This window comes from Paenibacillus terricola, assembly GCF_014779765.1.
Lineage (GTDB): Bacteria > Bacillota > Bacilli > Paenibacillales > Paenibacillaceae > Paenibacillus_T > Paenibacillus_T terricola.
The window spans coordinates 192,031-211,632 of sequence record NZ_JACXZA010000004.1 but is presented as its reverse complement, the minus strand read 5'-3'; the positions used below and the strand labels follow the sequence as shown (position 1 = coordinate 211,632).

Genomic DNA, 19,602 nt, shown 5'->3' with positions numbered 1-19,602 from the left:
TACAATCGACCGTCAACTTACAGCCGTTCGCCCAAGCTCCGATATTTCACAAACTGTCTCAACACCTCGTCGACTCGGTCAGCCCGCTCCGTCAAGCTTCCCCGAAGCGGAATAAACTGAATGCGTCGCATGAGCAGATCCGCCTTAATCTGCTTATGAAACTTACCGCGATGAACGGCACCCGATCGATCCCACGTATCATCGTAAGGAATGTCATCCTCGCACAGGAAAACGAGGTCGTATCGCTTCGAAGCTTCATCTGCCAGAGCTGCAAGGCGAGGATGAGCAGCCTCGTGATAATCGAGCGAGAACATATACGTCGAAATCGCATTCGTATCCACGAACAAGTAACGGCGTGCTTGAAGCGCTAGCGCATCCTCCCGCTCCCTGTGACCTTCCGCGATATCCACCAGCTGCTCCTGTGTCAGCCTGCGGTCGGATTGGTGAAGCTCCCAATATTCGCGGCCGTATTCTGGCATCCATACCGTAGCGTGCCGCTCCGCCATATGGGCGGCGAGCGTCGTTTTGCCCGTCGATGGCGCACCAAGGAATACGACCTTCGCGATCAGATCGCGGTAAACAACTGGATGCACGAATGTGCGCTCCTCATAGGGCATCTCACGGACACGTGTGCCAGAGATCGGGAACTGCGTACGCTCTGGATCTACCAATCGGTTCACCGCATGAAGCGCCTCGCTCATATGCTCACCATAGAACTCACTGCTGTAGAAATGGGTAATCCGCTGGCCTTGCAGCAGCCCAAGCACATACTGCTCTTGGCTTCGCTTAATCTCCGGCGTATCCCCAATCTCTGTCGGACCATCCCATCCCTCAAGCACCCGCACCTCAGGATATAGACGACGAATCCATTCCGCCCGGACCGTAAGAGGAACATCAATGGTCTCCGGGCAGTCATATATGATGACGATGACCTCATCCATCTCCATCAATGCCGTATCGACGACATGCTGATGTCCGCGATGGAATGGTGCATATTTGCCCAGTGTCAGTCCGATTTTCTTATCGCTCATAGCTGATCTCCCCCTCGTGCATGGCGGCGATTTCACCATACCCGCCATTCACACCATTCGATGCCCGCCACTGCTTACGCCACGAATACAGTCCTGCAGCTGCAATAACCAAGAATATGACGTATAAGAAAGCGACCGCATAAAGTTCCTTATACGCATACATGCCCACTGACAGCACATCGACAAGCAGCCAGCAATACCAGTTCTCTAAGATTTTGTATGAAAGAAGATACTGAGCAATCAGACTTAAAGTTGCGATAAAAGCATCCAGATACGGAATCGATGCGTCCGTGTAGGCTGCAAGCCAGGCGCCCCAGCCCCACGTTGCGAGCGGCAGCAGCATAAACAGTCCGATGGCCAGCCCTCTGCTGATACGGCGAGTCGGCCTTACCCGTCCCGAGCCCCGTTTCGTCAGCCAGACGACCCAGCCATAGATGCTCAAGATGAGGAAGAATACCTGCAGCGTCATATCTGCATACAGCTTAACGTCCCAGAACATGTAGAAGAAGCATGATACATTAATAAGCCCGATCGGCCACGCCCATATATTCTCGCGAGCCGTCAGCCAGACGCTTAGCAGCCCTGTAATCGTCGCCGACATCTCGAGCATCGTTGATGAAGTGAAATAAGCAACAGCCAGCATCGCCAAGCAAAGCGCTGCCATTGTGATTGGTTTGTTCATTACGCGTACCCCCTGTTGGTAAAGTGTAAAAGAAGCATTTTACATTGTCATATCGACTTTATTGATTTATATAGTCATTATGACACAAAAGAATGAGATGTCAACAGCTTTTTCCAATTTGGGTTGTTCGTTTCGTCCTGCCGAGCGCCGCTTATGCGGTCGGCATGCTTACGGAACGGCGCCGATTAAGGCGTGCAGGATATATGAACAGCTATACCGGATGTTCTTTTGGTGACCAAATTTATGTTCTTAATGGTACATTTACGAATGGGCCTGTCTGCTGTCTGCGCCGTGCTGCTCACATCTAGATTTTGAGGGGTAAACCCCTATATTTTCCCCTGTATATTGCGGTGTTTTCATTCGCTATAATCCCGTTGTAAGTGCTTACATTTACAGACGAGGGAGGTGGTAGAACTTTCAGCATAACTGCTTCTGTTGTTTATTGGAGAGGAGCGCAGCATCCCTGACTGCATGAGCAAACAGAGAGAAATTGAACCCATTGAAGGAGGAATTGTTCTGTTCGCAAAAAAACTTACAAAGCTTGTTGGTACGATAGCTTTGGCCGGAATGCTTATTACATCCCTCTCGGTTGATTATGCACAAGCCAGTCTTGTAAGCGGCAGCAAATTTCTAGGGAATATCATAGCAGGCAGCGTCCCATCGAGCTTCGGTACGTATTGGAATCAGGTAACGCCGGAGAACGGGACTAAGTGGGGCTCCGTCGAAGGCGCGCGCAACTCGATGAATTGGGGGCAAGCGGACACGTCTTATAACTATGCCAAGAGCAATGGCATGCCATTCAAGTTCCATACGCTCGTCTGGGGAAGTCAAGAGCCGAGCTGGGTCGGCAGCCTGTCGGCTGCTGATCAGAAGGCGGAAGTAACGCAGTGGATTCAATTAGCCGGCCAACGATATGGCGGCTCCGAATATGTTGACGTCGTCAACGAGCCTTTGCACGCGAAGCCGGATTACCGCAACGCGATCGGCGGCGACGGCGCAACCGGATGGGATTGGATCGTCTGGTCGTTCCAGCAAGCCCGGGCAGCATTCCCGAACTCCAAGCTGCTCATTAATGAGTACGGCATCATTAACGATCCTAACTTAGCGGATCAATACGTCAATATCATCAACATTCTAAAGAGCCGCGGATTGGTCGACGGCATCGGCATCCAATGTCACCAATTCAGTATGGATACCGTATCCGTCAGCACGATGAATACGGTCTTGGGCAAGCTGTCGGCAACGGGATTGCCGATTTATGTATCCGAGCTCGACATGACCGGCGATGACGCGACCCAGCTCGCTCGGTATCAGCAGAAGTTCCCTGTGCTGTGGGAGAATCCGAATGTGAAAGGCATTACGCTGTGGGGCTATATTCAAGGCCAAACATGGATCAACGGCACGCATTTGCTCAACTCTAACGGCACGGAGCGTCCTGCGCTCCAGTGGCTGAAAACTTATCTGAGCGGAAACAACGGAGGTTCTGGAGGTACAACCGCGAGCATTTATCATGACTTCGAATCGGGCACGGAAGGCTGGGCTGGCGGAACTATTAGCGGCGGACCATGGTCCACCACGGCATGGGCCTCCAAGAATACCCACTCCCTGCAAGTAGACATCCCGATGGCGAGCGGTTCGGCGCACTACATGTACAAAACCGGCACCTTCAACGTGACGGGCTTCAATCAGCTCCGGGCAACCGTACACGGTTCCACATGGGGCGGTTATGGTTCTGGCTTGGGCGTTAAGCTGTATGTCAAATACGGCAGCAACTACGCCTGGAAAGACAGCGGCTGGGCGACAATAGGCGCGAACGGCACGATCAACCTCACGCTCGATCTGACGGGCATCGATAAAACCAATATCAAGGAATACGGCATTCAGTTCATTGACGCAAGCAATTCTTCCGGCACAGCATCGGTGTACGTCGATAACGTGTATCTGTGGAATTAAACATTCCATTCGCGCAAAAAAGAGCGGGTTATCATGATGATAACCTGCTCTTTTTCTTGATTCCGGGCCTTATGCCTTAAGTTAATGACGGCGGCCCTTGGACTGCCCTATCGCTGTTCGTTAGAATGCTATTCCACCACTGCCTCAATGAACTTCTCCAGCGGCGCAATATCGGTAACATTCTTGTTGCAGACATGGCCGTCCGTACAAACATAGTTACCCACCGACTTGTAGTAATCAGGCGAGGCATTCGTCGGCCGTTTGCGGGATATCGCAGAGAACAAAGCGAGCTTCTCGTAACGGTTGCACACGAAGCAGTAGCTTTTCTTGTTCGTCTCCGTGAAACGTCCCTCCACGCCTACGAATTTGCCGTCCTTGTGATAGACGATGAACATCTTGTTCGTCGAAATATCAATCCAGCTCAGGTAAGAAACGTAGCGGAAGTCGATCTGCGCCAGATCGGGCAGCTTCAGCTTCTTGTTCTTCGGGAACAGCTTCCGAATCTGCTGCTCTGTAATGGGCGGGAACGCGGTAAGGTAAGGTTCAAGCCCCTGCACATATTTCTGCAGATCTTCGCCTGTTCGCAGATCCGCGATCGATTCGAGCATCGTCATCCGACTGTCCGTCACATCCGGGAACAATTCCGCAACCTTCGCCTGCGCGCTGGAACGGACGCCTTCCACGACCTTCGGATCCCCGACCGTGCGGAGGGTATGAAGGACGTAATCGGCTTGATTTCGAATAAAATTATATTGATAACCTCTAATGAATGGTTCGCACATTGGCATGTCAGCCCCTTATTGTTAGTTGAATAATGGTGGGTCAATAAGGTGCAAAGCCATCACTAGAAACGATAAATGCGTTATTATGGGCGAAGCCGTGGCCTTCCCATGCAAAGATCGCCTCCCTCTCAGGCTTTGCATGAGGCTGTGCCAGTCCGGCAATCTCGAGCCATTGCCATCGTATCTAACCCCCTAAGTTCGAATTGTCACTATTATAATGCAGCTTCTGAGCAAAAGAAAGACTGCCCGACGTCACAAAATTAAGGACCGAGCAGCCTTCAAAGGTTGGTAAAAGCTTATATGTCCAGAACGTAATACCAAGCCAAATAACGGACTAATCCTATAATGGCATAGATAAGCAGCACCGTCCCTGCACCAATTCCTGTAATCGCACTAGTGGCTACGTTCAGCCTAGGAGCTATCAAGATCGCAACAGCCGCTACCGCAACGAGGAGCGCAGCGAGTACATACAGGCCAGGGTCGTCGAAGACGCTGACTAAGCCGCTGAAGTGCACACCTACGACCAGTGCAATCCACGGCGCAACATACTCCTTCTTATTCCTCCGGAGGAATAAAAAAGCCCCTACACCTGCAACGATGAATTCCGTATAAAAGGTGACCAAATACGTGGTGAACGAAGCATTGTCATTCAAAGCCGACGGCTTGCTCCAGTTGTTAATGCTCAGATAGACGCCAACGAGACAGACAAGCAGCGCCAACCCGGATGCGATGCCGAGATATTTGCGCCAGCCAGCCCTTGGCCGTTCCTGCGCCCATCCGAACCAGCTGAAGCTGAACATGCCGAACACCGCCGCATACATCGTATAGTCACGAATATAGTCCACACTGCCACTCCTCTATTGTGGAATAGGATAAGGGCCTGCCAGTGCAATATACCTCTCGTTCAAGGCATGGTTATATATGTATATACGATGCTGAAGATTCGCGGTTCCGTCCATCATGTTATTCAATTAGACATGGTATACATACTTGTGAATGGTGCTGTACACTTGAAACCCCAGCTTTCTATAAATGTTAAAGCCGTCCTCGGAGGCCGTCAGGATTGCAATGCGATAACCTTCGCGCTTCGCCTCTGCCAGGGCATGAGCCGTAACCGCAGTTCCAATTCCCCGATTCCTCGCTTCAGGCAACGTCACCACATGGTGAACGGCTGCAACGCCTGCAGCAAGAAACAGCATGACGGTCGCAACAGGCTGCCCCTCCAAGTAACTCACGTAATAGCGATAGCTAGAATCTTGATACCCTAATTGGGCATACATCTGCTGCAGAAGCGGAATGTGGTCCGATGCGCCAAATGCCCATACATTCACCCAATCCTTCAGCATGTCTTCGCTAACAACTTGCCGGACAACAATTCCAGCAGATGGCTGCACATCCTCAGCCTGAAAATGATAAAGGTCCAGCGCCATGCCAGGCTCAGACTCATCATGTTGAAACCCCGCAGCGAGCAGATGCTGCGGAAGATCGGATGGCTGCGAGGTAGGTCCGATCTGCCAGATGAAAGACTGTTTGGCAGCGCGAAAGCTTTGTATGATAGCATCAATCCGCTGTCTCGCGTGGCCTGCGGCTATCGTGCTTCTGAACACGCCATTGAAGAAATAGATCGGCACTCCTGAATCGATCCAGAGAAGATCATCATCTTCATGAATCTCAGCGTGAGGCAGGCGAGCAAGATAATAGGGATAGCAGGACAAGCTGTTGTCTATCGAGCGGATCATGGATTCCTGTGAAATATCGATAACGATCGGGGCGTTTAGGTTTGTCATCGTCATAGCTCCTTCATCATATTGGATGCCAAATAAAAAAGGCACGGATTTCGGACGTCAACACATCCTCATTCCATGCCTCTAAGGGACATTGACTGATATACGCGTGCTTAACGTTTGGGCCAGAAGCGTCCGGGCGGCAGCATGAAAGAAACGTCTCGTAAAGACGTTTTTCAGGCAATCATACTGAACCGAGAGGCCTAGCTCCTATGCAATTCAAACGTTAAGTACAGTCACAAACACGAAACGACCACCTTGTAATTAATACCCATAATTGTATAGGCGCTATTCCTGCTCGTCAACAGCGAATAAAGCAAAAGAAGACGCAGAAACCCCCAGTACGTTGTCAGTACTGGGGTTCCATTTTAATCGATATAAGTGACGTATTCACCTGTCGGCTTGCGATAACCGCGAGGACGCATACTGTCTGGAGCAGCTTTGCCGATCGTGATCATCATAACAGGGATGAAGCCCTCAGGCACTTCAATCAGAGCTTGGAGCGCTTCTCCTTCAATACTGTGCATCGGACAAGTATCCCAGCCCTTGTCCTTAGCGATTAACATGAGATTCATGGCCGACAAGCTTGCATTGCGCACAGCATCTTCCCGTTGAAAATCTTCTCCACGGCTCTCGTAGAACGAGATCGTGTTGTCGACGACCGTCGTGTACTCCTGTTCGCTCAGCAACCCTAACGTCTTCAAGCCTTCGTTAAGCTCAGCAGCATTCAGATGCGCTTTCGTATTGCCCAGTACAAAGATGACGGCCGAAGCGGTTCTAATTTTATACTGCTTATACGCTGCTTCGTAAATGCGCTCAATCAGACCACGATCCGTTACCGCTACGAAATGCGCATGCTGCAGATTATAAGCAGTCGGCGTATATTTCGTTAATGCGAATATTTCTTCTAGCTCATGCCGGGGTATTTCTACATGTTCGACGAATCGATTAGCGGATCGACGGTCGATAAGGACGGATTGAAATTCGCTCACTTCCATTACCTCCTAGTAGGTGCAAAATACAATGATGAATACCTACTATATATCGGTAACTTACTTATTATTTTAAAGAGGATTTGTTTCTTCTCCACATATATGACACATATACGATGCAGAAAAGCACAATAACAAGGAACGAATAGCGATACATCGCAGCGTAGCTGGTCGCTTCTGCAAGAGGTCCAAGAATCATGGCGCCGCCGCCGATGCCAAGGTCGAACATGGAGTAGAAGGTTGCATTGGCCGGCCCCCGCTGGGCAGGCTCCACGCGATTTAAGATCCATGCTTGCAGCGACGGCTGTACGGCACCGAAGCCGAATCCGAATAAAATCGCCGAAATCGCAAGCATGGTCTGACTGTCCGTGTAGGACAGCACAATCAGCGAAACAGCCATCAGCATGCTGCCAGGCAGGATAACCCACACATGGCCCTTTCGGTCGAACAACCGCCCTGAGATAAGACGTACGATGAGCAAGCAAACGGCATTAAGGGTGAAGAACAAACCTACATTGCCGATATTCGCCTCTTTGCCGAAAAGCGTAATAAAGCTGACGATCCCGCCGTAGACGATTCCGATCAGCAATGCGAGAAGGGATGGGAATAACGCTTTCGGTTCGAATAGCTGCGAGCGGAAAGACGGCTTCGCTTGCGGCCCCTCGACGTTAGCGGTATGAACGTCCTTATTGTTACGCTTCCTCTTCACGCCCAACGTACAGAGGAACGACAATACCGTGCTGGCAGCCGCAACGAAGATGACGCCTGGCATTTGCCACGAGCCGTTAAGAATAGCTAACCCGATCGCAGGCGCCAGCGCCATCGCAAGCGTACTCGCGAGCCCGAAGTAACCGATGCCCTCTCCCCGCCGTGCTGCGGGAATAACATCTGCCGCTAAAGTACCGGAAGTAACCGTAACAACTCCCCAGCCAACGCCATGAACGCAGCGTGCTAATAGCAGCAATGCGACCGACGTTGTCCAATGGTAACCCGAAATAATGACGAAGCAGAGAAGAAGCCCGGTCATCAGCCAACCTTTCTTGCTATCGCCCATAACCGCACCTACAATAGGCCTCGCCACTAACGCAAATATCGTAAATATGCCGATGATCAGCCCGACAGCCGTATTGTCCCCGCCTAAGTCCTGCATGTACACAGGCAGTGTCGGCAGCAGCATTTGAAACCCGAAGAACAAGAAGAAGCTGGCAAACGTAATCAGGATGAAATCGGCTGTCCATAGCTTCTCGGCTCGCCGCTGTTGTGCATTTTCCATAATGGTACCTCCATAATAACGATAATTAGTGAGCAACCTCACTAATTTGATGATACTGTGAGTTTACCTACTAACGGACGCAGCGTCAATACGACCTTAGATTGAGAAAAAAAGACGCGATCAAGTAAGATAAGGTTATACTTATGGCGAAGGGAGGCCTTCGAACGAATGAATACATCTGCATACGACCAACCGGATGAAGAATCCGCTGATATCTTCTATTTATTAGTTACGACCGCCCGCGTATTAAAATTCGAGTTCGAGAAACAATTGGCCGCGCTAAACCTGCCCATTCCGATATCGGGTCCGCGCTTGCGCCTCATTATGGAGGTCTGGAAGGCCGAGCAAATTCGCATGAACGAGTTGGCGGCCAAGCTAGAGCTGAAACCGCGTACGGTGACCGATTTCGTTAATGCGTTAGAGCACAATGGACTGATTCAGCGCACGGTCGACCCTACGGATCGACGTGCCACTATTTTATCGCTGACGGATATGGCCAAGCCCCATATCAAGACGATTCGATCCGTCAGCGCCGAAATCGCTGAGAAACTGATGGAGAAGCTTTCGGCCGAGCAGCGCGGGCAACTGAAGGAGCTGCTGATTACGCTGGTCTGATGAACAGGAATAACGAAGCACTTACGCATTTCGCGCATGCAGAAGAGACCAGTCCCCGATCGGGAGATTGGTCTCTTCTTATCCTATTGGTTCTGTTCCGTACTGGTCAGCTCGGTACGTTTGCGCCCCGGACGCTGCTCGGATTGTCGATAGCTCTTCGGCGTGCTGCCCTGCCATCGCTTGAACACCTTATTGAAATAACTTTGGTCGCTGAAATTAAGCCATGTCGCGATGTCGGTGATCGGATAGTCGGTCAGAGCAAGCAGTCTCTTCGCCTCCTCGATCCGTTCGCGTTGCACATACTCCGAAATCGTAAGACCTACCTCTTTCTTGAATAAGCCAGACAAGTAATTCGGACTCAGATGCGTTAACTCAGCGAGCCGATCAAGCGTAATCTCGCCGTACAATTGGTTGGCGATCTCATGCAGACAATCTTGCACAGCGGGCGAATAATGGCCTCGACGTACGTCCGCCACCCGATCGACGAAGTCGAACAGCGCCTCCGCCATGACCATGCTGACCTCCTGCAGCGCGTCCTTCTCCTCCAGCAGCTGGATGTAGCTATCACTGAGCGTTAACGCATCCTCTTCGTGTAAGCCGCCCTCAATCGCTGCCCGACAAATCAGGGCAATGCCTGTAATCATCAGGTTCTTCTCGCTGCGAAGGCGGCTTCGCTTGGATAACAGACCGAATTCGTCTTCCCCGATAATGGACTCCATGACGAAGTCCCGAACCCGCTCGCTTTCCCCTGCACGGACATATTGAAGCAGCACACGCTCATGCGACAGATTCGTATGCAGCAGGCCGCTGCGTCTGCCTCGAGACAGCTCCGTTTCCCGCTCATGCTTCTCCACAACCGGGACCAGCATCGGCACATCGGCTGAAAGAGGCGTAATGGACGGATCAACCGCCTGCCTGCGAATGGCGAAGTAAACCATGAGACTTATCGCTTGCGCTCGTTCCTCCGCGACGATCGCAAGCTGTCCATATAAGTCGAGCAGCCGCCCGCGATTCTCGGCATGCAGCATATCGAATTCATTGCTTGCACCTTCTTCTATCCTCGCATGCAAGTATGGCCCAACGACAAGCGTCCCCACAAGCCGTTCCTCATCAAGCGCATTGACGAAGAAGTATTGAAGACGCGTACGGGTAAAATGAATCGGTTGATCCGCTGCATACAACGCATAGGCATAACCGGCGATCTGTTCGCGAATCGGTGCAAAGTATGGATTGTCGGCAATGACAGCATCGACGTAGACCGAATCGATTGTCCGCCCTGGCTGTATAACAAATACCGGAAGCTGCAGCGCATGATGAAGCAGCCTGCCGAATGTATTGAGCTCGATTAACGTATTCATACGAGCCTCCATCGCAATTAGGGTTAACCATCTATGATGAAAAAAGTACAACAAATCATGAATAAATACAATTAACCGTTATGAAAGCGCATTACACTGAGGTTGCAGTGAAACATCTGCTACCACGCTCGAAAGGGATGAACGAAATGTTGGATCATAAAATAGCAGTCGTTACGGGAGCAGGAAGCGGCATCGGTCGTGCAAGCAGTTTGAAAATGTCCAGCTACGGCGCCACAATCGTGGTCGTTGATTTCAACGAAGCATCTGGTCAGGAGACCGTTCGACTGATTCATGAACAAGGCGGCGAGGCGATCTTCGTACAAGCCGACGTCTCGAAGACCGAGGATGTTCAGCATTATGTACAAGCTGCGATGGATGCCTACGGCCGCATCGATATTTTCTTCAACAATGTTGGAGTCGTTCAGAAGTTTGCGAAGCTCGCGGACATCGATGAGAACGAATTCGACCGCGTCATCAACGTCAATGTCCGAGGCGTATTCCTCGGCATGAAATATGTACTCAAAGTCATGGAACAACAGCAGAGCGGTACGATCATCAATACGGCCTCAACGGCCGGCGTGAAGAGCGAGCACAGCGCATCGGCTTATTCTGCCAGTAAGCATGCTGTCGTCGGTCTGACGAAAGGCGCTGCAATCGAATATGTGAAGAAGGGCATCCGGATCAACGGCATCTGCCCGGGCGGCGTAGAGACCGCGCTGACGAAGAGCGTCGAGCAAACCTTCATGACGGGCGGCTACGTGCCGGAGGAAATCGGCAATATGCGCATGGGACGATATGCGCAGCCGGATGAGCTTGCAGAGGTTGTCGCATTCCTCGCTTCCGACAAAGCAAGCTACATGACCGGCTCTATCGTGCTTGTTGACGGCGGTTTGACCTTATAATTCGAATCTTCACTCATTATAACTTTCCATATAGGAGGAATTACATCATGAAACTACAAGATCGCGTAGCCATCATTACAGGCGGCGCTTCCGGCATCGGTCGCGGCATTGCGCACGCTATGGCCAAGGAAGGCGCTAAGGTCGTCATTGTGGATGTCAACAACGAGGGCGGACTGGCTACGGAGAAGGAACTGAATGAAATCGGCCAAGGCAAATTCATCAAAGCCGATATTACAAACCAAGCCGAGCTCAAACGCATCGTGGATGAAACGGTGCAAGCATTCGGAACGGTTCATATTCTGGTCAATAATGCGCATGTCTCCAAGCAGGTCATGCTCACGGAGACGACGCCGGAAGATCTGGCGCTGTCGTTCAATACAAGCTTCTACCCGACCTTCCACCTGATGCAGCACTGCTATCCATACTTGAAGGAGAACAAGGGGTCGGTCATCAACTTCGCCTCCGGCGCAGGACTTAGCGGCATGCCGACGCAGGGCGCTTACGGAGCGGCGAAGGAGGCCATTCGCGGTCTGTCGCGCGTAGCCGCGAATGAATGGGGCGTTGACGGCATTAACGTCAACTTAATCAGCCCGATCGCCAATTCGCCGGGCGTGCAGAAGTGGAGCGAATACTTCCCTGCCGAGTATGAGGCTATGATCAACGGCATTCCGCTCAAGCGGATGGGAGATTGCGAGCAAGATATCGGACGCGTTGCTGTATTCCTCGCAAGCGACGATGCGAGCTATATGACCGGTCAGACGCTTATGGTCGATGGCGGATCGATCATGCTGCGTTAACGCTACGACAAAGACCTTCACTGGGGAGTATCAGTGAAGGTCTTTGTGCGTATAGCCCTTTGCATTAGGTCAATACGCGCATCAGCCGATTCACCTCTTGCGCCCATTCAACCCCCGGCAACTTTGAATCCTGAAGCATAAGCCCCGTCAGAATTGACAGGAACAGAATCATCCGCCTGCACGGATCACCCTCCGCGAATTGTCCCGCCTCTTGCCCTCGGATGAAGATAGGGATTAGCAGTTCGACCGTGGACTGAGGAGAATAACGTTGCACAGCCTCCTTCGCCTTAGGGGGAACGTCCTCTGACTTGTGCGCGTGCTGGACGAGCATAAAATAATGTCGATGACCCTCGTCAAGCAGCCGAAGCGCGAATGCTCTTACTTGTTCCAGCGGCGTCCCTGGCAGTTGCCCAATATTCCGAAGCGCCTCCGCGGCCTCTTCGATCGCCTCTTCTACGAGCAGCACGAAGATCTCCTCTTTCGAGCGGAAATAGCGATAAGTCAGCCCGTGGCTAATGCCCGCCTCATCCGCGATCATGCTCATCTTCGTACTTGCAAGCCCCTTCTCCGCAAAAATCCGGAGCGCCGCCCGTTTGATCTGCTCTCTCCGTTCGTCGAAAGCCTGCTCCGCCAGTTCCTTCGCTACTCTTGGCATATGGAATCCTTCTTCCTCTGTAGGGAGTAAGCCTATCCGTTATGGTTAGGATACATGTACTTGTGCTTCGCTCACTTCCCATAGTCTCTTCGCTGCTTCCTTATCGCGTGCCGCTGCAGAAGGTATCCTCACCTGCTTATCTGCGTAGTAGCCCCCATTGGCTAAATTCGCCGCGTCCGTTTCTGCCAGCCAGACCAACGTTTCCGCCCCATGCTCGGCCGTGCTCGCGAAACGTTTCATGACCGCCATCGTCATTCTTGCCAATAGACCATTGTCCTGATTGAAGTTCGTGGAGACAAGCCCGGGATCAAAGCTATAAGCTGTAATACCTGTACCCTCCAGCCGCTGCGCCAGCTCGGATGTGAACAATATATTCGCCAGCTTCGTCTCGCCATATCGAAAATTCGGACCGCCGGTCATTTTCCCCAACAGCCCAAACTGCCGCTTCCCGCTCAAATCTTCGAAGCTGATGCCTTTTCTGGCCATTTTGTGGCCATGCGACGATGTCGTAATAATGCGTGCATGCTCAGCCAGCATCCCCCGCTCTAGGAGAAGGGTAGTCAGCAAGAATGGCGCCATATGATTAACCGCCCAGGTCATCTCTAACCCATCCGCCGTTAACCTGCGTTCGACGAACATGGCGCCGGCATTATTGATCAAGCGGTCGATCTTTGGACATTTGGCCGCAATTTGGTCCGCCACGTCCCGAATGGAATGCTGCGAGGATAGGTCCGCGATAAAAACATCAACGTTAATCGACTCGCTGCAGGATGCCCGCAGCCGCGCCGCAACTTCATCGGCTTTGGCTTCGTTACGTGCAACAATGCCAAGATTCATCCCTCTTGCCGCCAGCGCATAGGCAGCCGCTAATCCGATCCCGCTCGTCGCGCCTGTTATAAGGGCGTATTGCCCTTTCACACCTGCGTAATCTTCTTGGTTCAGTCCGTTCATAGGAACCCCTCCAGTAATGATTGAATGAGTCATTCATTTATTTACAATGTATGAACGACATCTTCACTTTATAACCGGGGTCTGCGCCCAATTATGAGCTTATATTCATGAACAAAACCCGGCTGCCTACTCGGCTGCCGGGCTTTGCTTTTCCTTCTTTTCATCGATTCACATTCGCATAAGGGGCCTTGTCCGCTACGAGGTTGAGCTGAATGCCATGCTCCAGGTAAGCCTTGGCTCCGCAGAGTACAATCGTGTACCCTCCCATATCGTCGATAGCTCGTCCAACGATTGCGTCCCCATTGCCTGTGTATCCAGAGGTTGTGATCGTCACCATCGTCTCATTATCCGCTCTCGGGGTGAAGCTCCACTCCGTCTCCGTACCATCCGACCACTGAACTCGGATCCGCTCATTGCGTTCAACCGCTAGCACATTCAGCTCGTCCGACACGCCGTACATCTCCCATTCCCATCGAACGCGGCTTCCCTCTTTCAGTCGTCCGCTGCTCTTCGTGAACCAAAACTTCGTCGTAATGGCCGGGGCAATGAAGGCTTCGAACACTTCTGTCACCGGCTTACGGATCATCATTTCGGCTTTCGCGACTGGTATTCCATTCAAAGTTGTCATTGCTTTACCCCCTTCTTAGGTCTTCCTATATGTTATCACTATAACATTTCTCGCCCATTTCTAAATCCGGAATGCAGACCCCAATTAAAAGGCATATACGATAAAAAGAAGCCCTTCGCCGCCAAGTCGCGGTTGAAGGACTTCTCTCATAAATACCTTATCTATTGGATTAACCCTGCTTTGTTTTAAAGCTCAGATAACCGTCATCAACCGGAATCGTCTGGCCGTTAATGGCGCTTGCCGCTTCGCTGAACAAGAATGCTACGACGCTCGCAACCTGCTCCGGCTGAATGATTCTGCCCCTCATATGTAGGGAACCAAGATGATTCTTAATCGAGTCGTCATTGCCGAGGATCGGCGTATTGATGAAACCAGGCGCAACGGCAACGACCCGAATATTATGTTCGGCAAGCTCCAGCGCACCGGACTTGGTCATCATAACGACAGCTGCTTTCGCTGCGTTGTAATTAAAGCTGCCGATCGCCGCCATCGTACCGTAGATCGAAGCTGTATTGACGATCGTACCGGCCACGCCGAGCTCGACCATTTTCCGCGCCGCATAATACATGCCATAGTAGACGCTGTGCTGATCCACATCAATAACACGGTGGTACGATGCAGGATCCATCTCTAGGAACGGCTTAACCAAGCCAATGCCCGCATTGTTGAAAATGCCGCTCAACGTTCCGTACTTCTGAACCGTCCAATCGATAAGTGCTTTGACTTCGTCTCCTTTGGAGACGTCGACTTTATAAGCAGCCGCTGTCACATTCGACGATTCCAGCTCTGTCACAAGCTGCTGCGCAGCAGCATCATTGTAGTCCGCAATAACAAGTGTTGCACCTTGAACCGCCAGCTTCAGCGCTGTCTCCTTACCGATACCGCTGGCACCGCCTGTAATAATGATGACTTTACCGTTCATTGTTGTCATAGATAAGCTCTCCCTTCAATTCAACTGCCATGTGAACCAAAGGGTAGTATTCGCACCATTTCTATTTTTAGTCTTAGAAGGAGAACAATGCTTCTGCCATGCAAACAGCCCCACCTGTCCAAGGCGGGGCTGCATTATCGAATGAAAAGTCCGTTGCACCGCTCAATTCAAGCCTACGTTCGCAGTTTGCCTATCCCGTCCTCCAGCAGCCGCCATACCTGCTGAAGCCATTGGCCCGAGGTCATCTCCTGCGGTTTGAACAGCAAGCAGTAGAAATAAGAGCCGCTTACCAAGTCAATCAGTGTTTCTTCGTCCGCATCTTCCCGGATTTGCCCGCTTCGCTTGCCGCGTTGGATGATCTCCCGGTAAGCCTTGCGGCGCGGCCGGATGAAGTTCTCTTCATATTGCTGAAGGGACTGCTGCGAATCGATAATGCCTGCGATCATCTTATGCGCAGAGGCTATCTTACCTCCGAAGCGCTCTTCTAACGAGCCGAGCATCTGCTCCAACAGCTGACGCAAATCGAGCAATGCGTCGCCCGTATCAGGAATTACAGTTTGTTCCGAAGCGTAACCGATGGCGTCCGTTAACAGCTCCTCCTTCGTTCCCCATCTGCGGTAGATCGTCGGCTTGCTGACGCCTGCCCGAAGAGCAAGCATATCCATGCTGAAGCTTTGTACACCAAATTCCAATATGAGTTCACGGGCTGCTCTTAGAATGGCTTCATCCGCCTGTTCGCTGCGCGGCCTGCCTGGTCTGCGTGGTGGAATATCAGAACTCACTGTAGACTCTCCCCGATTCGAAAATGGATTGCGTTACGATACCGATACGTAATTAATATAGCCATCTCGTCATCTTCTTGCAAAGGTATTCGCGTCCCGCCCCGTTCGAGCTGTTATACAATGAGCGTGTCTTCCGACTGCAAGATGGCAAGCTTCATTCGGTCCCGTGCTGCCTCCTCAAGCCGCTCTACAATATCGAGTGTCTCTGTATACAGCGGCGGACGATGAATGGCGCGATAATGAATCGGCAGCAAAACGGCAGCCTCCAGCACGACAGCAGCGGACACTGCCTGCTCTGGCGACATCGTGATCGGTTGGCCGCTTGGCATTAAACCCGGGAACTGCACGACAGCCGCATTGACTGGCAGACATACCACATCGAATGCTCCATGCTTACGGACCATCCGCCACCAATAGCCGTGCCACAACGTATCGCCGCTATGGAGCAGCTTCTTGCCTCCGCCTTCCACAACCCATGAAATCTGCGGGTCTCCAAGCCCATCTGCAGCGTAGGATGCCGTCGCCTTCGCTGAACCGATCACTACCGTCTCGCCAAGCTTAACGCCCTGGAGATTCGTAAGCTCGCTGTTCTCCACATACTTGAGTGACCCTTCTGGGAGGTAGACCGGAATATCGGAACCATAGAACGATGCGATAGCCGCTGGATCGAAATGATCGCCATGATGATGCGTAATAAGAACAGCATCGACCGGTCCATATTGATCGAGCGGCAGCATCGCTTCATGCGGCTGCCCGAACTTCACCGGGAAATTGTACAGCGGGTCGATTACAATTCGCGTATTGCCCGACTCTATGCGTATGCCTGCCCATTGAAGCTTCTGTACGATCATTTCGATCATCCTCTCGACTCCCAATTAGATTACTACACGGTTTCGTAATTATATTAGGATTTAATGGATATTATTGTCAATACGAAACCGCCTGCCTAACAAAAAAAACACTCCGCGAACGGAGTGTGCTATAGTCCCATACAGTTAGTTTTACTGGATGTCCGTATCGAATTGGCTGGCTTTCCCCACCATCGACCGCTCTAGTCGTTCTCTCAGCCGAACCATCCATTCCGGCTCATTTTCCCACTGCTCTGCAACGGAGCGGAGCACGCGGACATAGCCATACAGATTCGCGAACCGCCTGCAGGCTGGTACGATTGCCTCGAAGCCCTCCGCAAGCTCATGCTCCGATTGGTAGCCGTCGATGAAGATTTGCTTCTTCCGCTCGTAGCTCTCCTCCGGAATGCAGTCCTTCAAGCTGTCCAGCGCCTGCTCGATATCCATCGCATACCAATGGTACATCGCATCGTCGAAATCAATTGCATAACAGCTGCTTGTCGCCTCATCGTAGAACACATTGTCATACTCAAAGTCATAATGTACGAGCCCATAATTACGCACTGTCTTCGGAACTTGGGCAAAATATACCCGCAGCCGCTCAGCTTCCCGCAGCGCGGCCGTCTCTTGAGGAAATTCAGCCAACTCCTCCTCGATCCACATCAGCACATCTTCGTAGCACCATCTCTTGCTGCCCATAGGCTCATAATGACTGCTCAGCTTATGAAGCCGTCCTAATGCCTGACCATGGCTGAACACAATGCCATCGCGAAGCTCCGTCTTGCCGATCTGCACGCCTGGCACTCGCTTGAACACAGAAGCATAATAATCACCCCATGGCGTCCGCACCTCGATTAGCTCTTCTCCCCGCTTGGACTTCACCGCCTCCATCACCCCGTACCCTTCGGTACGCAAGTTAGCGATGAACGCAAGTTCGGCTTCCACATTCTCTTTACGCTTCTCCGCTATTGGTGCGAAACGCAACAGCTGCACGGCCCCTTCACGTCTGAAGGGATAAATCGCATTCGAGGAAATCCGGTAATACTGGAACATCTCCAAGGAGTCCTCGTCAAACTCCCAATTGCGCAAAATCATTGCGGCCAAATCCTCGTTCGTGTACAAATATCTCAATTTCAGCATGGGCATGCTCCTCGTCTACTTATTTATAAATGCGCGCACGAAAAAACCGCGAGGCTATACCTGCGGTCTTGTTTATCCTTATATAAGGAGGGCATCACAAACAACCCTCGCATTGTACCAGGAAAAATGAGCAGTATATCTCAAGAAAGTGGGGGACTCGCGTCCACCAGCTATATTCAGTTAGCAATCACCATATAAGTCATCATTGTCGAATTAGCCCGGCGTTTCATGCCGCTCACTCCCTTCAGAACAAGTTATATGTATCTTAACCGACACCATGCTTGAATGGAAGTAATACCAATTGCCGTTATACAAAAAGAGCTCCTCCACAGCTAAACCAGCCGGGAGAAGCCCTATCTTATCAATGCCCTATTTAACTTTAACTTCTCAGAAAATCAGGATCTAAATAGCGAGGGTTCGGGTATTTGTAGAAGCCCTCTCCCGTCGCCATACCCAGCTTGCCCTTATCGATATACTCCGTCTTCAGCAGCTCCGCGATCTTCTTCATTTCTTGATCGCCCGTCGCTTCCGCCTTCGCATTACCGATATTGTAGGCGGTCGTGATGCCGACGATGTCCAGAATCGCGAATGGCCCTTTCGGCGCTCCTGTCGCAACCATCCATGTCTTGTCGATCGTCTCCGGATCCGCGATGCCTCTTACCAGCAGCTTCTGGCCCGCGTCGAGGAACGGAACAAGCAGCGAGTTCAGAATGTAGCCCGGCTGCTCCTTCTGCAGCGGCAGCGCGACCATGCCGATCGCACGCGCGAATGCGATAACATCCTCGAACACTTTGTCATCCGTACCTGGATGCTTCATAATCTCAGCCGTATTGTTCTTCCAGATCTCATTGGCAAAATGCAGCGCCAAGAACTGGCTCGGACGCCCCGTCGCCTCCGCGAACTGGCTTGGCAGCAGCGTCGAGGAGTTCGTAGCGAATACGGTCTTCGCAGGCGCTAACGGACCCAGCTTCTGATAGAAGTCGGTCTTGATGGGCACGACCTCCGGAATCGCCTCAATGATCAGATCCGCATCGGCGACAGCCGTTGCTAGGTCGCTATTGAAAGACAACCGCTCGTAAGCCGCATCGACCTCTTGCTGCGTCGCCCCTAGATCCGCCTGATAGCGGGGCTTCAATTCCTTAATTCGTTCCTTCGCTTTATCAAGCGCTTCGTCGTTAATATCGTAGACGGTAACCTGAAAGCCTTTGAACGCCGTTTGGTACGCAATTTGACTGCCCAACACGCCGCTGCCGGCTACCGTAACCTTTTTGAAATCCATCGCGACTCTCCTCTGCAACGTTTGATGACGTTACAGTTTGCCCTACGGATTCAGAAGTCATCCAGTAGCCATATACCGACAAATAAACAATCATTGTTGGATAACCAACACCAGCAGACTGCTTATATTTAACTTATGCTTACCTTTTCCCCTATCCGCTTGCCCCACATAACTAATCCATTCATAGGTTTATTTCTTAGATCTGCAACAAACGGATTC

General features: G+C 51.6%; 20 protein-coding genes and 1 pseudogene. 5 read left to right on the top strand and 16 right to left on the bottom strand.

Translation table 11 applies throughout. The annotated features are described in order from the left end of the window. Positions 1 to 17 precede the first annotated feature (17 nt). Both H8B09_RS17040 and pnuC read right to left on the bottom strand, forming a co-directional pair. The gene (locus H8B09_RS17040) at positions 18 to 1,031 is read right to left on the bottom strand and encodes an AAA family ATPase (protein WP_191204753.1); all 1,014 of its coding nucleotides are present in this window, start codon (positions 1,029 to 1,031) and stop codon (positions 18 to 20) included. After that, entirely contained in the window at positions 1,021 to 1,713 is a 693-nt protein-coding gene (gene pnuC / locus H8B09_RS17035; protein WP_191204752.1) for a nicotinamide riboside transporter PnuC, read from the bottom strand. The genes H8B09_RS17040 and pnuC overlap by 11 nt, the downstream gene beginning before the upstream one ends. Before the next feature lie 567 nt (positions 1,714 to 2,280). Between pnuC and H8B09_RS17030 the strand changes: the two are divergent. Next, positions 2,281 to 3,177: pseudogene (locus H8B09_RS17030) on the top strand (endo-1,4-beta-xylanase); the annotation flags it as partial. Beyond that, the gene (locus tag H8B09_RS31295; RefSeq protein WP_397376081.1) at positions 3,163 to 3,666 is read left to right on the top strand and encodes a hypothetical protein; all 504 of its coding nucleotides are present in this window, start codon (positions 3,163 to 3,165) and stop codon (positions 3,664 to 3,666) included. The pseudogene H8B09_RS17030 and the gene H8B09_RS31295, both read left to right, overlap by 15 nt. Positions 3,667 to 3,794: 128 nt before the next feature. Here the strand turns inward: H8B09_RS31295 and H8B09_RS17025 are convergent, their stop codons facing one another. The 5 genes from H8B09_RS17025 to H8B09_RS17005 form a co-directional block, all read right to left on the bottom strand. Further along, complete coding sequence (locus H8B09_RS17025) at positions 3,795 to 4,448, bottom strand: FusB/FusC family EF-G-binding protein (protein WP_191204751.1); 654 nt, start codon at positions 4,446 to 4,448, stop codon at positions 3,795 to 3,797. Between the two features lie 296 nt (positions 4,449 to 4,744). Further along, positions 4,745 to 5,293 (bottom strand): hypothetical protein, encoded by a 549-nt coding sequence (locus tag H8B09_RS17020; RefSeq protein WP_191204750.1) that lies wholly within the window; start codon positions 5,291 to 5,293, stop codon positions 4,745 to 4,747. Between the two features lie 126 nt (positions 5,294 to 5,419). Beyond that, positions 5,420 to 6,235, bottom strand: coding sequence for a GNAT family N-acetyltransferase (locus H8B09_RS17015; RefSeq protein WP_191204749.1), 816 nt, complete (start codon positions 6,233 to 6,235; stop codon positions 5,420 to 5,422). A 365-nt stretch (positions 6,236 to 6,600) separates the two neighbouring features. Then, entirely contained in the window at positions 6,601 to 7,230 is a 630-nt protein-coding gene (locus tag H8B09_RS17010; RefSeq protein WP_224753700.1) for a nitroreductase family protein, read from the bottom strand. A 61-nt stretch (positions 7,231 to 7,291) separates the two neighbouring features. Next, complete coding sequence (locus H8B09_RS17005) at positions 7,292 to 8,497, bottom strand: MFS transporter (protein WP_191204747.1); 1,206 nt, start codon at positions 8,495 to 8,497, stop codon at positions 7,292 to 7,294. Positions 8,498 to 8,665: 168 nt separating this feature from the next. Between H8B09_RS17005 and H8B09_RS17000 the strand changes: the two genes are divergently transcribed. Then, the gene (locus tag H8B09_RS17000) at positions 8,666 to 9,112 is read left to right on the top strand and encodes a MarR family winged helix-turn-helix transcriptional regulator (RefSeq protein WP_191204746.1); all 447 of its coding nucleotides are present in this window, start codon (positions 8,666 to 8,668) and stop codon (positions 9,110 to 9,112) included. Positions 9,113 to 9,195: 83 nt separating this feature from the next. Here the strand turns inward: H8B09_RS17000 and H8B09_RS16995 are convergent, their stop codons facing one another. After that, the gene (locus H8B09_RS16995; RefSeq protein WP_191204745.1) at positions 9,196 to 10,470 is read right to left on the bottom strand and encodes a helix-turn-helix domain-containing protein; all 1,275 of its coding nucleotides are present in this window, start codon (positions 10,468 to 10,470) and stop codon (positions 9,196 to 9,198) included. Between the two features lie 146 nt (positions 10,471 to 10,616). Between H8B09_RS16995 and H8B09_RS16990 the strand changes: the two genes are divergently transcribed. Together H8B09_RS16990 and H8B09_RS16985 are read left to right on the top strand one after the other, a co-directional pair. Continuing rightward, positions 10,617 to 11,372, top strand: a complete 756-nt coding sequence (locus H8B09_RS16990) for an SDR family NAD(P)-dependent oxidoreductase (protein WP_191205148.1) — start codon at positions 10,617 to 10,619, stop codon at positions 11,370 to 11,372. Between the two features lie 47 nt (positions 11,373 to 11,419). After that, positions 11,420 to 12,169, top strand: coding sequence for an SDR family NAD(P)-dependent oxidoreductase (locus H8B09_RS16985; RefSeq protein ID WP_191204744.1), 750 nt, complete (start codon positions 11,420 to 11,422; stop codon positions 12,167 to 12,169). Between the two features lie 64 nt (positions 12,170 to 12,233). Here the strand turns inward: H8B09_RS16985 and H8B09_RS16980 are convergent, their stop codons facing one another. The 8 genes from H8B09_RS16980 to H8B09_RS16945 form a co-directional block, all read right to left on the bottom strand. Then, complete coding sequence (locus tag H8B09_RS16980) at positions 12,234 to 12,824, bottom strand: TetR/AcrR family transcriptional regulator (RefSeq protein WP_191204743.1); 591 nt, start codon at positions 12,822 to 12,824, stop codon at positions 12,234 to 12,236. Positions 12,825 to 12,869: 45 nt separating this feature from the next. After that, the gene (locus H8B09_RS16975) at positions 12,870 to 13,775 is read right to left on the bottom strand and encodes an SDR family oxidoreductase (RefSeq protein ID WP_191204742.1); all 906 of its coding nucleotides are present in this window, start codon (positions 13,773 to 13,775) and stop codon (positions 12,870 to 12,872) included. A gap of 160 nt (positions 13,776 to 13,935) precedes the next feature. Then, a complete protein-coding gene (locus H8B09_RS16970; protein WP_191204741.1) occupies positions 13,936 to 14,403 on the bottom strand; it encodes an SRPBCC family protein in 468 nt (155 codons plus the stop codon). Between the two features lie 169 nt (positions 14,404 to 14,572). Next, positions 14,573 to 15,334, bottom strand: coding sequence for an SDR family NAD(P)-dependent oxidoreductase (locus tag H8B09_RS16965; RefSeq protein WP_191204740.1), 762 nt, complete (start codon positions 15,332 to 15,334; stop codon positions 14,573 to 14,575). Between the two features lie 173 nt (positions 15,335 to 15,507). Beyond that, complete coding sequence (locus H8B09_RS16960) at positions 15,508 to 16,116, bottom strand: TetR/AcrR family transcriptional regulator (protein WP_191204739.1); 609 nt, start codon at positions 16,114 to 16,116, stop codon at positions 15,508 to 15,510. A gap of 113 nt (positions 16,117 to 16,229) precedes the next feature. Continuing rightward, positions 16,230 to 16,976 (bottom strand): MBL fold metallo-hydrolase, encoded by a 747-nt coding sequence (locus H8B09_RS16955; RefSeq protein WP_224753699.1) that lies wholly within the window; start codon positions 16,974 to 16,976, stop codon positions 16,230 to 16,232. A 141-nt stretch (positions 16,977 to 17,117) separates the two neighbouring features. Further along, positions 17,118 to 18,104 carry a phosphotransferase enzyme family protein gene (locus H8B09_RS16950; protein ID WP_191204738.1) on the bottom strand — a complete coding sequence of 329 codons (987 nt, stop codon included), beginning with the start codon at positions 18,102 to 18,104 and terminating at the stop codon, positions 17,118 to 17,120. Between the two features lie 379 nt (positions 18,105 to 18,483). Next, positions 18,484 to 19,383, bottom strand: a complete 900-nt coding sequence (locus H8B09_RS16945) for a 3-hydroxyacyl-CoA dehydrogenase (protein ID WP_191204737.1) — start codon at positions 19,381 to 19,383, stop codon at positions 18,484 to 18,486. Between the last annotated feature and the right edge of the window lie 219 nt (positions 19,384 to 19,602).